We start from the raw sequence: 13,341 nt of genomic DNA, 5'->3' as shown, positions 1-13,341 counted from the left end.
TTGCCTGACGCTTGCACTTGCCGTCGCGGTGAGTGCCGGCGCGTGTGCGCGGCCGCCGTCCACCGAACACGAAAGGAATCCCGCCATGTCCGGCGCAACGCAGACCGGCCGCACGATCAACGGCCACACCTATACCGATGCGCCCGTGGACGTGAAGCTCGGGCCGAACACTTTCCGCATTCCGGCCAACTACCTGGACAGCCAGATCGCACCGTGGCCCGGCGAGGGCGTGACGCTGGTCATCGAGTGGCCGGACATGAAGCCGACGCCGCCGGGTGCCCGGGCGAATCCGCGTACGAATGATTTCCGGAAGGAAATTGCTGTGGCGATCGACTACATCGATCGTGCGCCAATCGAAACATCATTGGAGCGATTGTCCTCCAACCAGGCATCCGCCGAGGAAGGATCGGTGGAGCGAGGGGATCCTCGGGATCGACTCGATCTGCGTATTGCGCGGCCCGACGTCATGGGACTGACGCCTTACGCCATTGATGAAACGAGGATGGGGATTTTCTCGAAGGAATACGAGGCACGCTATGGAAAACCGCCCACCCGTAATCCTGCCTATGAAGATGACTGGTACATCGCGCGCGCTCCCAACGGCAGCCTGACCACATTCATCAAATGCGAAAGCACGGCGTTTCGGGGGGATGGCGTTCGCCTGCAGGGCGATCAGGTCATCAGTGAGCAAGGGCAAGCCGCTGCGGGGTGCTTCCACTATTTCTCGGATGTGGAGAACAAGCTTTCCATCTCGCTGAACTACAAGCGGGCCTTCCTGGCGGACTGGAAGCGGATGGAAGATGCGGTGCGGGATCTTCTCGCGCGCTCCCGCGTCCGGCAGTGAGTGCATTCAGGAGCAGGCGATGGGCGGATTGACGCAAGAGAATCTCAGGATTCTGGCCAGCTATGCCAAGGCCGGAAACCGTGAGTTGTACTGGAACTATCTGTCGCAGCTGCCAGATGCGGATGGCTATGGCACGCTTGCGCTGGGTGTTGTTCGCAACGACAGCCTGCCAGGCCGCGTTGCAAACAGCTACGCACAGGATTACGCCCGAGATCAGGAAGGCAAGGGCTCCGGCTTTCCCGATGCGCAGCTGAGCGAGCGGCAATGGGAGATGTTTGGGCAGACGCTTCTGCGCCAGGACCTGGAGCGACGCCTGTTCTGGATGGAGCAGGGGCGTCCCGAATTTGCACTGAATCTTCCCGGCAAGGATGTAATGCTGGCACACGACCGGGCATTCGAACGGCATGAACTCGATCCCAACTGCTGGACGCCGCGCGTGTTGCTGCAGGCGGCTGAGCAGAAGAGCGGCCCCGAGAAGCTGGAACAGATCTGGACCAACATGCTCAACAATGACTATGCCGGAGGCCCGCGCGTAGGGAACACCAGCGTCGATGCCATCAGCCAGATGGGATGGACGAAGGGCGGGCAATACCTGACCCGGTTGAGCGTGCTGGAAGCCACCCAGGCACTGGAAGGGCGCTCGGCGGTCGATCCGAACGTCATCGGTGGCAACAGCTACTACGCGATGTACTTCGAAGCGGACAGGAAATGGGCCAGTGTCAGCGCGGGTGGTGGCCACATGTCGATGCGTGAGATCACCGATCCGGCCCGCATCGCTGAACTCAACGACGCGCGGGACGTTCGTCTGGAACGGCAGGAAAAACGTACCCAGTTCCACCCGGACGACCCGTACCGGACCATCACCCGCAGCCCGCTGACCGCAGCCGTGGACGACGTGCCGGATCCCGCGCAGGTAGCGACCCGTCTGGCCGACATTGGACCCGGCCACCGTGAGTACGCATTGATGCAGCAGGTGCGCGAAGGCGTGGCCGCGATCGATGCCGGCGCCGGGCGTACCCACGACGAGAACAGCGAGCGCCTGGTGGCGAGCGTGATGGCCTTGGCGCGCCACAACCAGCTCGAACGCGCCGACCATGTGCTGCTGAGCGCGCAGACTGCCGATCACCCGGCCGGCCGCAACGTGTTCGTGGTGCAGGGCGAGTTGAATGATCCGGCGCATCTGCGGGCCTCCATGCCCACGGACCGGGCGGTGCAGACGCCGGTCGAGCAGTCACTGCAGGCCCTGCAGGCAGTCGGTGCGGATCGTGAACAGGCACACGCGCAGCGCCAGCAGGAGGTCGATGCGCAGGCGCGCGACATCCCGGCGATACGGATGGGCTAGGGTCCCGGCCTGTCGCAGCCTCGCCTCACGCGGTCTTTGCAACTCGGTGCGCGGGCATTGCTGAGTTCGCTCGGCGACCGACGCGTACCAGCCGGGTAGATGTCCGCCTGGGTGGATGCCATTTCATCGCTGCGGTAGCCGCCCACTTTGGTGCGCATTCTGGCCCTCGCGCGCGGTGACGCGGCCGTGCCCACCAGGGTGGGCACCCACCAAAGCGATGTGGATTGGCATCCAGTACCGGGGCGCTATCTCGCCGGGGCGTCTGCCGTCTGCGCGGCCACCATGGCCTGCTGCATCTCCTTCAGCGACAGATAGCCATCACCATCGGTGTCCAGGCCCGCAAAGTACTTCGCAATCTCCGGCACCAACGTGGCTTCATCCTTGCTGATCCTGCCATCCTTGTTCGTGTCCATGGCACTGAACGCGGCGTCGATCGAATCGGCCTGCTTGCTGAAGCGCCCCTGCTGGAATCTGGTGTATTCGGCCTTGTCGACGCGCCCATCCTTGTTGGTGTCCATCGCTGTGAACGTGGAATCGATGTAGGCCTGCTTCGGGTCAGCCGGCGCGGCCTGGGAGGCCAGCGGAGCGGCGCACAATGCGATCAACAGAGCGGTCTTCTTCATGGGTCGTATGTCCTTGAGATGTGCAGGTCAGCGGCAGGGATAGGTGTAGCCGTCGGCGCCGCGATAGGTATCGTTGCGGCGGTCATAATTGCCGTAGCGGCGAATGCAGTAGTCGGCGCGTTCGCGGGTCTCGCGTTCGCGCTTGGCGGCTGCGGCAATCACACCGGCCACGACGGCTACGCCCACCACGCCCACCACCACACCGGTGGTCTTGGCATCGTGGCGGCGCTCACGTTCCCGGTCACGCTCACGCTCGCGTTCACGACGCTCCCATGCATCACGATCGCGGTCACGGTAGTCCTGGTCCCACTGCGGGTTGTAGCGGTTACCGCGTTGCGCATGGGCGTCGCCGGAGTAGGGCAACAGCAGCATCAGTTGTGCAGCCGCTGCCAGCAGAAGTGCGGTTCTTCGTGGTTTCAGAGACATCGTCCAGCTCCTGTGCGGACATTGTTGGTAGCTCCAGTAGAGCCCGCAGACATTGCGCGAACCTGCCGTCACTGCAGGTAACGTCACTGGCTATCGAACGAGTGCTTCGACCGGGTCCAGCTGCGCGGCGCGGCGTGCTGGCAGGAAGCCGAAGCCAATACCGATCAGGCTGGAACAGGCGAAGGCGGCCAGGATCGAATTGGCGGAGAACACAAGGCTGAAACCCACGTTGGCCAGCGCCAACCCTGCCCCCAATGCCAGGGCCACGCCGATGCCGAGCACGCCACCGAGCAGGCAGACCAGGACCGATTCGATCAGGAACTGTTGCAGGATGTCGCTGCGCCGCGCGCCCACCGCCATGCGCACGCCGATCTCGCGTGTTCGCTCGGTCACCGACACCAGCATGATGTTCATCACTCCGATTCCGCCCACTACCAGCGCGATGGCGGCGATGGAGCTGATCATCATGGTCAGGATGCCGGTGGTCTGTTCGATGGACTGGCGGATCTGCGCGTTGTTGCTCATGTAGAAATCGGTGCTGCCATGGCGGCGTGCCAGCAATCGTCCGATGGCGCGCTCGGCCGCCTCCATGCTGATGGCATCGGAGACACGCACGGTGATGCTGGAAACGTGGCTCTGCCCGAGCATGCGCGCCATGGTGGTGGTGTAGGGCAGCCACACCCGCAGCAGCGAGGCATCGCCGACCGCGCCGGCATCCTTCTTCACCACGCCCACCACGCGCACCGGCACGTTGCCCAGCAGCAGGGTCTGGCCGATGGGATTGTCCACCGCAGCGAAGAAGCGGGCGCGGGTGTTGGCATCGATCACCACTACCTGCTGGTAGCCGGCCACGGCGGCCGGGCCGAAGAAGGCACCTTCGCCCAGCTGCAGGCCATGCACGCGGAAGTACTGCTCGCTGACGCCCCGCACCTGCACGCTGGCCGAGCGGTTGCCGCGCAGCGCGGTGCCGGTGGTGGCCACGCCGGGTGTAGCGCTGTCCACGAACGGCTGCCCGGCCAGGGCCACGCTGTCGCCGGGGGTGAGCGTTTCCACCCGCGCCGAGTGCAGGTCGCCGAAGCCGGACCCGGGATAGATCTCGATGGTGTTGGTGCCCAGCGAGGAAATGTTGGACAGGATGGCCTGGCGCGCGCCGGTACCCAGCGCGACCACGGAGACGACCGACGCAATGCCGATGATGATGCCGAGCATGGTCAGGAAGGTGCGCATGCGGTGCGCGTTCATTGCGCGCAGGGCCATGCGTAACGCCTCCGTAAAGCGGTCACGCACCGCCTGCCAGCCGCTGCCACCGCCGCGCTGCGGCGGGGCCGCCGCTGACCCACCCGCGGCAGAGACCTTGCCCGTGGCGCGATCATCGACAATCCGGCCATCGCGGATCTCGATGATGCGATGAGCATGTTCGGCCATGGCCATGTCATGCGTCACCAGCACCACGGTGTGGCCCTCGGCATGCAGCTCGCCCAGGATCTTCATCACCTCCCTGCCGGAGTGGGTGTCCAGTGCGCCCGTCGGCTCATCGGCGAAGATCACCGCGCCGCCGTTCATCAGTGCGCGCGCAATCGAAACACGCTGCTGCTGGCCACCTGACAGCTCGCCAGGCAGATGCTGCATACGTTCGCTCAGGCCCAGCCGCGCCAACAGCTCGGCCGCGCGGGCGCGGCGGGTGGCCCCCGCCATGCCGGCATAGATCGCTGGCACTTCTACATTGCCCAATGCGGTCAGGTCGGTCAGCAGGTGATAGCGCTGGAAGATGAAGCCGAAGTGCTCGCGGCGTAGTTCGGCCAGTTCATCGGGCGACATCTGAGCGGTTTCGCGTCCGGCGATCTGGTATGCACCGGCGGAAGGGCGATCGAGGCAGCCGAGGATGTTCATCAACGTGGACTTGCCCGAGCCGGACTGGCCCACGATGGCCACCAGTTCGCCTGCGTGGATGTCCAGGTCCACGCCATCGAGCACGACCAGGGTCTGTTCGCCGGCCGCGAACTCGCGGCGGATGCCGCGTACGCGCAGCAAAGGGGCGGTGGTGGATGTGCTCATTTCGACGGCGCGTGTGCGGTAGCAGCTTCGTCCCGGGCCTGCGCCAGCACCACCTGTTCGCCCTCTTTCAGGCCGCTGCGTACCTCCACCTGGATCTGGTCGTCCAGCCCGATGGTGATGCGGCGCGCATGGGCGTGCCCGTCCGCGCCACGCACCTGTACGCTGTAGCTGCCATCGGCCGCGCGTGCACCGAGCGCAGCGGAGGGCAGCGTCAGTACGTTGTCGGCGCGACCCAGCACGATGCGCACCTGCGCGGTCATGTAGCTGCGCAGGCGGCCATCGGCGTTGGCGACGTCGAACTGCCCGTTGTAGTACATGGCGGTGCGGCTGCCACCGCCGGTCGCGGGTGAAGCAAGGGCGGAGGCGTCTTCCTGGGTGATCGATTCCGGAGCCGGGGCGATGTCGCGCAGCGTGCTCCTGTAGCGACGTCCCGCGTCGCCAAGAATGGTGAAGTACGCTTCCTGACCAACGGACGTGTGCACAACATCCGCCTCGGAGATTTCCGCGTAGACCGTCATCACGTCCTGGTTGCCCAGCATCACGATGGTCGGTGCGCTCTGTACCGCGTTCACGGTCTGCCCCTGGCGCGCCACCACGGCCAGCACGGTGCCGTCGGTGGGGGCGGTGATACGGGTGTACTCGAGGTTGGTCTGTGCGATATCCACGGCGGTCTGCCGCTGCACGATCTCACCTTCCAGCGCGGCGATCTGTTCCCGGGTGGCATCGACCTTGGCCTTGGCCGCATCGACGTCGGCGCGTGCCACCAACTGCGAGGTCACCAGCTGCTGCTGTCGATGCAATGTCAGCTCGAACTGGCGCAGGTCGGTGGCCAGCGCATCGCGGTTGGCGCGCGCGGTGCGCTGTGCTGCCTGCGCACTCAGCAATGCGTTGCGCTGGGTGCGCGAATCGATATCGGCAATCGGATCGCCGGCCTTCACCTTGTCGCCGAGCTTCACATGCAGGGCCTCGATGCGGCCGGAGACCTGCGCGCCCACGCTCACCAGCCGCGAGGGCTTCAGTGTTCCGGTGGCTTCAACGACCTGTTCAATGTTGCCCCGGGTTACCGGTGCCACCTGCAGCTTCGGTGGTGGTACGGGCCGGAGCCAGGCGAAGAGTGCCAACGTTGTGCAGAGGAGTGCGGCAGCAATGATCAGCACACGGCGGCGGCTGCGCGGTGTGGCGCTCATCGGCGCGGCATCCGGAAGAGACAGGGCATCGTGGATCCTCGAGACTGTTGGAATGCACGCCTGGGGTGACAGGTGTGGATGGTGGTCGAGTCTCGATGCGCTGGATTGCGCGAACCTTGCGATGGTGCAGGCGTGTCAGTGGGCAATGCCCTGCGTGAGCAGTGCCATCGCGATGAACTGGATCATGCTACCGAGCGCCAACAGCACGTGGCGGAGGCGTTGCGCCGGCGTGGGCAGGGTCGAAAGCTGGCACAACGCGCCGACCAGCAGCACGGTGCAGACCGCAACCGGCAGGGTTGCGGTGGCGGCGACGATCGCGATGATCATCAACGTGGCAGCAAGCATCACGGCGGCTGCGCGCGTATCCAGGGTCCGCAGCAGCGGGGGAGCTGGGCGTAGTGCAGCCCCTCGCCACACGGCCAGCATGTGCAGTGCGGCATGCACGGCGACGAACACCAGCACGGCAGTGGCCGTTGCATGCGCGTGCCGATACGCGGAAGCCACCAGCGCAAGGCCTGGGAGCAGCAGGAACAGTGCGGCGAACAGGCGGATCAGTACGCCGGCCCGCTCGCGTTCGGGAATCATCCGCAGCCAGTGCGGCCAGTGTTCCAACCCACGCGCGCGGCCTGCATGCGCGCGGCAGTTCCATGCTGCGGCGGTCAGGCTGGGCGTATTCCGAGGCGGCGGGGCAGGGGTGGAAGAGGGCGGTGGAGGAGCTCCCTGTGTCACATGCAGGCTTCCTGTCAGTTCCGGACGCAGCACCTGCTGTGCCGCTCACCTGGATGCTGGGCAGCGAACATTGCCGCAACCTTGCGCATCAACCGCAGTCCTGGCGCGCGGACAGCCAGTAGTCATCCGCGCATAGTCATCCACGTGGAAGCGATGCGCTCAGTACTCCGGCGCCAATGCGCTGGTGACGCCTGGATGCACGGGGAACTCGATGCGGATCAGGGCGCCGCCACCGGGCGCATCCAGAATCGTGACGTGGCCACCGTGGCGGTCGATCACCTGCCGCACCAGGTTCAAGCCCAATCCGGCGCCTGTCTGCCGGGGGCGCAGGCGTTGGAAGGGTTCGAATACGCGTTCGCGCTGGTCGACCGGAATGCCAGGTCCATCGTCTTCCACCTCAAGGCAGCTGCCCTGTACGCGCACGATGATATGGCGTCCACCGTGCTCGGCGGCATTCAATACCAGGTTGGAGAGCACCCGTTCGATGGCACCGGACTCGCCCAGCACCGGGAAGTTCGGTTCCACTGCCACGGCGACCGTCTTGTCGGACTGGATCAGCAGGGGGGCCAGATCGGCGACGACCCGCTTGGCCACGCGGGCCAGGTTGAGGGAGTCCTTCGGTCCATCGGCTTCCATGCGGTGCAGGTCCAGGAGCTGCTCGGCAAGCGTTGCCAGCCGAGCGACTTCCACCGCCAGGCTGCGTGAGGTGGAATCGTCGGTGGCATCGATCTTCACCCGCAGGATGGCGATCGGTGTACGCAGCTCATGGGCGGCGGCGGCGATGAAGCGGCGCTGCCGTTCGTGCCCTTCGTCCAGTCGGTCCAGCGCTTCGTTCACCGCGGTCACGAGGGGGGCGATCTCTACCGGTACGGCGGTCTCTGTCAGACGGATGCCGCGACGGCTGGCAGAGATGTTGCGGGCTTCCTGCGCGATGCGCTCCACGCCAGCCAGGGCGCGGCGCACGATGATCGGGGTCAGGATGATGGTGGCCAGGCCCAGCAGCAGGAAGATCGGCAGGGTGATGATGTGTGCGGCCAGCGCCATCTGCCAGGTCAGCGAATCGGTTTCGCCATGGGCCATGATGGTCAGCTTGCCGGCCGGACCGCTGTGCTGGCGTATCACCACGGCCAGGCCGTCGTTGCGGCCGCGTCCGCGCAGGTCGCCATAGGGAATGCCGTCGAGGGCGCCGACCAGCGAGGCGTAGGCGGGCGGAACGTGGCCGAATGTCACATGTTGGCCCTGCTCATCCTCGGCGATGAACCACGCGCCGGGGACGATCTTCAGCAGCTCGTCCAGCGCCGGCGTGCGTTCCACATACAGCTCGCCCTTGCTGTCCCGACGAACGGCCTCTGCCGCCACCGGGGCGAAGGTCTGGATGGTGTAGTAGCCGCCGCTGTCGACACGCACCAGCACCATCAGCAATGCGAAGAAGGCCACCAGCAGTGCGAGCAGCTGGTAGATCAGGGTTTTGACGATCAGCGGGCGCTTCAGTGAGGGACGAAGCGCCATTACTTCGTTTCCCGCATCAGATAGCCGACACCGCGGATGGCATGGATTTCCACCCCCGCATCCGCGTCGGCCAGCTTGCGCCGCAGGCGTGAGACATGCGAGTCCAGCGTGTTGGAATGGATGCCGTCGTCGAAGCCGTACACCGCCATCTCGATGGATTCGCGAAGCACGGTGCGGCCCAGCCGGCGGGCGAGGGCCGCCAGCACGCGGATCTCGCGGCGCGGAAGCTCCAGTCGCTGTCCGCCCACGCTGGCTTCGCCCGAGGTGGGGTCGAACAGCAGCCGGCCGATGCTCACCGGCTCCACCTGCATGCCGCTCGGCCGGCGCCCGGCCGCGCGGATCCGCGCGAACAGTTCTTCCAGCGCGAAGGGCTTGGCCAGGTAGTCGTCGGCGCCCTCATCCAGGCCGGCGATGCGGTCCGGCAACTGTCCCAGTGCGCTGAGCACGATGATCGGCACCCCCGGATTGCGCCCGCGCAGCACGGGAATGAGCCCCAGCCCGTCACCATCGGGCAGGGTGCGGTCCAGCAGCACCAGGTCGTGTGATCCGGAAAGTGCTGCTTGGCGGGCCAGTGCCAGGGTGCTGGCCAGGTCCACGACGTAGCGCTCCCGCTGCAGGGCAGACTTCAGGGTGGCAGCCAGTTCGGCTTCGTCTTCGATCAGCAGGATGTGCATCGGCAGGCGTCAGGCGGGAAGGAGGCATAAGGCGGGCGGCAAGCGCCGGCACCGTATTACAGGAACATTGCGTGAACATGGCGTTCCTTCGGGGCCTGCCGGTGACGCCGCAACACCCGCTGCGGCGCGGGCCGCCCGGCGCAAGGTTCGCGCAATCCGCGCACTCCAGCCTTGGCGCCCGTTCGCTTATCCCCAACCCCTGGAGTGCCCATGAAGTTGTTCGTCCCGCTGTTGCTGGTTGCCGCCTTGAGTGGCTGCACCACTGCCAAAATGACCGTCACCCCCGATGGCCGCCGTGGTGTTTCCATCGACTGCAGCGGTTCCAGTTCCTGGAGTGGCTGCTACGAAAAGGCCGGGCAGATGTGCCCAGGCGGCTATGTGGTCTTCAGCAAGGATGGCGATGAAGGAAATGCCATCGCGGTGGGCAACAGGAACGGCTTCACCTCTACCCAGATGGCCACCCGCTCGATGCTGGTGTCCTGCTCGCACTGACCTGGGCAGGGGGAGGTGGGTTGCCACCTCCCCCTCGATATCCAATACAACGATGCCCCTCGAAAGGGGCATTGTTGGGGGTTACGGCGCTGTCTTCGCTTGTCGCGGATCGGCAATGATGCGCGAGGGCGATCCATACAGCACCAGGACCCGCATGCCGGTGGTGAACACCGGATCGGGGCCCTGCACAACCGTCATCAGGTTGCCGTTCTCCGTCTGCACAACATATTCCAGGCCCTTGGCCTGCGAGAGTGCGCGTTCGGAGGCTGCACCGGCAATAGCTCCGACCACGAGGCCGCCAATGGCACCGATGGCCGCCCCCTGGTCGCTGCCACCGATGGTGGAGCCGGCCACACCGCCAGCCGCAGCGCCGGCAACGGCACCACCGCCCTGTGAACCGTCAATACTGACCGCGCGGACGCTGATGACCGTACCGCCGACAGTTCGATTGACCTGTCCCACTGAACCGATGGAATAACTGTCCGTACGCACATTTGGCGCGCAGGCCGTCAGCATCGCAGCAACGGATGCAGCCACCAGCAGGCGCTTCATGGCGCTTCCTGCTTGTTCGGGAACATCGGCTTGGTAATGTCCACGGTTTCCAGCGCCTGCAGGAACTGGGCGATGTTGTTCTGTGCTGAGCGGCTGATCGACTCGCGGGCACGGATTACCCCTGCGAAGGCATAGTTGAACGGAACTTCGCCGGATGCGCTGACATCCTGGGTGTAGACGATGCTGCCGGTTGCACGATCGATCAGCTCGTAGCGGGCGATCGTCTTGGTGGTCATCGATGCACCGAAGCTGGGAATGTCGATCGCCAGAATCTTCACCGACAGGCTCAACTTCACCGGTGCATCGTCGCGGAACACCGCCATCTTATTGAGCGCTTCGGTCAGCGCGTTCTGCCACATCTGCGGCACTTCGTGCTGGGCCTGCGCGGGAATCTTGCCCTTGGCTTCATCCGGACGTGCCAGCGTGACCGTCAGCGACTTCAGTTCGCCATCAATCTTCTTGCTGCTGACCCCGACGTTCGGGACCGAGAAATTGAGCGGCGGATTGGTGGTACAACCCGCCAGCGACACGGCGATGATCGCCGCGAACAGGAACTTCTTCATCCATTTTCCCCTGTGACTACGTTGAAACATCCATGGTGAATCGTATGTTCGTCGGCAACGTCGATGCTGCACCGCAGCGGTCGCATGAAGACGTGGCTGACTGCGCGCAAGGATACCTGAATTGGGGTGGTCTACCGTCCGGGCAGGCGGCACGCTGGCACGAGATGCCGGCGACGCAGGTGGCTCCGCTCAGAAGCTGTAAGCCGCCTGCACATACACCCGCCGCGGCTCGCCCGGGAAATGCCCGTTGCGCTCGATGAAGCCGCTGGCCGCGTACACCTTGTCGAACAGGTTCTTGACGTTGGCCTGGAACTGCCACTGCTTCCACGTGGTCTTCCAGCTCATGTCGAATACCGTGTACGCCTTGACCGTCTGCCCATCCAGGCTGACACGCTCGCCCACATGGTCGGCGCCGAAGCCGATGGCCGAGTTGATCGACGGCAGGTCGTAGCGCGTCCACAGGCCGAGCTTGTTGCGTGGCGCATTGGCGAAGCGGTCGCCGGAGGCATTGGTGATGCCGTTCGGTCCGGCATCCTTCACCCGTGCGTCGTTGTAGGCGTAGGTCAGGTTCACCACCCAGCGCTCGGTCACGTCGGCCAGCAGGTCCAGTTCCATGCCCGTGCTGCGTACCAGGCCCAGTGCAGCGAGTTGGTTTACCCCGCCGATCACCTCGCCGGTGGCCTGCACGATGTTGCTGCGGTCGATGCGGTAGGCCGCCATGTTCAGGGTCACACGGTCGGCCAGCAGGGACTTCAGACCGACTTCCCATTGCCGGCTGCGCTCCGCGTCGAACGGTCCGCCGGCCGCCGGGTTCTGGTTGGTGGCACTCTGCGGCACGAAGCCGCTGGCGATGTTGGCATACAGGTTCACGCCGTCCCGGACGGTAAAGGTACTGCCCAGGCGCCAGCTGAGATCGTTGCCATCCACGCTGCCGCCACCCATGCGGTCCTGATCCTTGAAGCCATCCCAGCGCAGCCCCGCCAGCACATGCCAGCGCGTGCCCAGTGCCAGCTCATGCTGCAGGTAGCCGCCGTAGCGCTTGCTGCGGGTGGCGGTGCTGCGCCAGGGCAGAGCGGCCAGGTTGTAGTCATGCCAGGTGCTCGCGCCATAGACCGGGTTGAACAGGTCGATGCCGCGCACCGGGCCGGCGCCGCGTGCCAGGTCGGCGCTGTTGGCGGTCTGCGCGGTGAAGTCGGCGTCGAGCTGGTACACGTCGGCGCCGAACAGCACCTTGTGTTCGATACGGCCGGTGTTGATCCGCCATATGGCATTGCCGCTGGCGGTGAAGGCAGTGTTGTCACGGATCTGGTTGCGCAGCTGGCGCGTCATCCACTCGGCCAGGCCGTCGCGGTCACGATCAATCAGCCCCATCGGCTCGTGGTACATCTGGTGCTCGTTGTTGCTGAACCAGCGCGCAGCAAGGTCCACGTCCAGGTTGTCGCGCGGTGCGAAGCGATACTGCGCCAGTGCGACCTTGGCGCGCATGTCGAGGAAGTCACTGGCCTCGTTGTGGTTCCAGCGGCGGTCGGTCAGGAAGCTGCCGGCATCGTTCACCGGCACGCCGCGCAGGCGGTTGCCGCCCAGGTTCTGGGTGATGTCGGTGAACTGCAGCACCAGCTCGCCGGTCTGGCCGACATCGAAGGCCAGCGAGGCATCGCCGATCACGCTTTCGCTGTCGGCATTCCAGCGCACGCCCTGCTCGCTGTCGGCATACAGGCCGGCGCGATAGCGAATGCTGCCGCTGGCATTCAAGGGGCCGGTGCCTTCGATCGATCCGGCGCGGAAGTCCTTGTCGCCTGCCTGCAGCTCGATGCGGCGTTCGGCGCGCGCCTTGGGCTTGCGCGTTACATAGTTGATGACACCGCCCGCATCACCACCGCCGTACAGCGCACCGGCCGGACCTTTCAGTACTTCCACGCGTTCGATATTGAACAGTTGCGGCACCGAGAAGCCCGCATAGGGATCACCACGCAGGCCGTCGTACAGAACGTTCTCCTGGCGGAACCCGCGCAGGGTGACGCCGGCATAGCTGAAGAAGCTGATGCCGCTGATGCTGCGGTACAGATCGGTGACCTGGCGCGCGGCCTGGTCGTCGATCAGCTCGCGCGGCACGACCTGGATCGACTGCGGCACCAGTTCCAACGGGGTATCGGTGCGGGTGCCGACGGCCGCATCGTTGGCGCGGTACAGGGTCTGCGCGCGGCCGCGGACTTCGACCTTGTCCAGGTCCTTCGGGGTGTCAGTGGAGGCCTCGGAGGCCAGTGCAGGCGTAGCCAGGGAAAGGGGCAGCGCCAGGCAGAGGGCGTGCTTGAGCGGGGTTGGAAGCGGCATGAGGGGGTCGGGGC

The 13,341-nt window shown here is 65.4% G+C and carries 13 protein-coding genes; 3 read left to right on the top strand and 10 right to left on the bottom strand.

Annotated features, from left to right (window positions below; translation table 11 throughout):
* Positions 1-844, top strand: an 844-nt coding sequence (locus AC5P56_RS19735; protein WP_495227502.1) for a Smlt3025 familytype IV secretion system inhibitor, incomplete at its 5' end; no start/stop codon positions are given.
* A 19-nt stretch (positions 845-863) separates the two neighbouring features.
* Positions 864-2,186 (top strand): Smlt3024 family type IV secretion system effector, encoded by a 1,323-nt coding sequence (locus AC5P56_RS19730; RefSeq protein ID WP_445391771.1) that lies wholly within the window; start codon positions 864-866, stop codon positions 2,184-2,186.
* Positions 2,187-2,431: 245 nt separating this feature from the next.
* Here the strand turns inward: AC5P56_RS19730 and AC5P56_RS19725 are convergent, their stop codons facing one another.
* The 7 genes from AC5P56_RS19725 to AC5P56_RS19695 form a co-directional block, all read right to left on the bottom strand.
* Positions 2,432-2,809, bottom strand: coding sequence for an EF-hand domain-containing protein (locus AC5P56_RS19725; RefSeq protein WP_014647601.1), 378 nt, complete (start codon positions 2,807-2,809; stop codon positions 2,432-2,434).
* 27 nt (positions 2,810-2,836) lie between these two features.
* Positions 2,837-3,235 (bottom strand): hypothetical protein, encoded by a 399-nt coding sequence (locus AC5P56_RS19720; RefSeq protein WP_134809044.1) that lies wholly within the window; start codon positions 3,233-3,235, stop codon positions 2,837-2,839.
* Between the two features lie 90 nt (positions 3,236-3,325).
* Complete coding sequence (locus AC5P56_RS19715) at positions 3,326-5,290, bottom strand: MacB family efflux pump subunit (RefSeq protein WP_495231872.1); 1,965 nt, start codon at positions 5,288-5,290, stop codon at positions 3,326-3,328.
* Positions 5,287-6,477, bottom strand: coding sequence for an efflux RND transporter periplasmic adaptor subunit (locus AC5P56_RS19710; RefSeq protein ID WP_321212196.1), 1,191 nt, complete (start codon positions 6,475-6,477; stop codon positions 5,287-5,289). Before AC5P56_RS19710 ends, AC5P56_RS19715 begins: the two co-directional genes overlap by 4 nt.
* A 135-nt stretch (positions 6,478-6,612) precedes the next feature.
* A complete protein-coding gene (locus AC5P56_RS19705) occupies positions 6,613-7,062 on the bottom strand; it encodes a hypothetical protein (RefSeq protein WP_080053038.1) in 450 nt (149 codons plus the stop codon).
* A gap of 303 nt (positions 7,063-7,365) precedes the next feature.
* On the bottom strand, positions 7,366-8,715 hold the full coding sequence (locus AC5P56_RS19700) for a sensor histidine kinase (protein ID WP_164166934.1): 1,350 nt from the start codon (positions 8,713-8,715) through the stop codon (positions 7,366-7,368).
* Positions 8,715-9,389, bottom strand: a complete 675-nt coding sequence (locus AC5P56_RS19695) for a response regulator transcription factor (RefSeq protein ID WP_014647595.1) — start codon at positions 9,387-9,389, stop codon at positions 8,715-8,717. Before AC5P56_RS19695 ends, AC5P56_RS19700 begins: the two co-directional genes overlap by 1 nt.
* Positions 9,390-9,599: 210 nt before the next feature.
* Between AC5P56_RS19695 and AC5P56_RS19690 the strand changes: the two genes are divergently transcribed.
* Positions 9,600-9,881: a hypothetical protein gene (locus AC5P56_RS19690; RefSeq protein ID WP_032957412.1), complete on the top strand. Its 282-nt coding sequence runs from the start codon at positions 9,600-9,602 to the stop codon at positions 9,879-9,881.
* Between the two features lie 81 nt (positions 9,882-9,962).
* Here the strand turns inward: AC5P56_RS19690 and AC5P56_RS19685 are convergent, their stop codons facing one another.
* From AC5P56_RS19685 to AC5P56_RS19675, 3 genes are all read right to left on the bottom strand, one after another.
* Entirely contained in the window at positions 9,963-10,433 is a 471-nt protein-coding gene (locus AC5P56_RS19685; RefSeq protein WP_032957414.1) for an outer membrane lipoprotein, read from the bottom strand.
* The gene (locus AC5P56_RS19680; RefSeq protein WP_032957416.1) at positions 10,430-10,996 is read right to left on the bottom strand and encodes a putative periplasmic lipoprotein; all 567 of its coding nucleotides are present in this window, start codon (positions 10,994-10,996) and stop codon (positions 10,430-10,432) included. The genes AC5P56_RS19685 and AC5P56_RS19680 overlap by 4 nt, the downstream gene beginning before the upstream one ends.
* 189 nt (positions 10,997-11,185) lie before the next feature.
* Positions 11,186-13,327, bottom strand: coding sequence for a TonB-dependent siderophore receptor (locus AC5P56_RS19675; protein WP_495231871.1), 2,142 nt, complete (start codon positions 13,325-13,327; stop codon positions 11,186-11,188).
* Positions 13,328-13,341: the final 14 nt, after the last annotated feature.

This window comes from Stenotrophomonas sp. YJH_SMC_131, from assembly GCF_059367975.1.
Note: the sequence above shows the minus strand (reverse complement) of the source record. Positions and strands in the feature narration are given on the sequence as shown.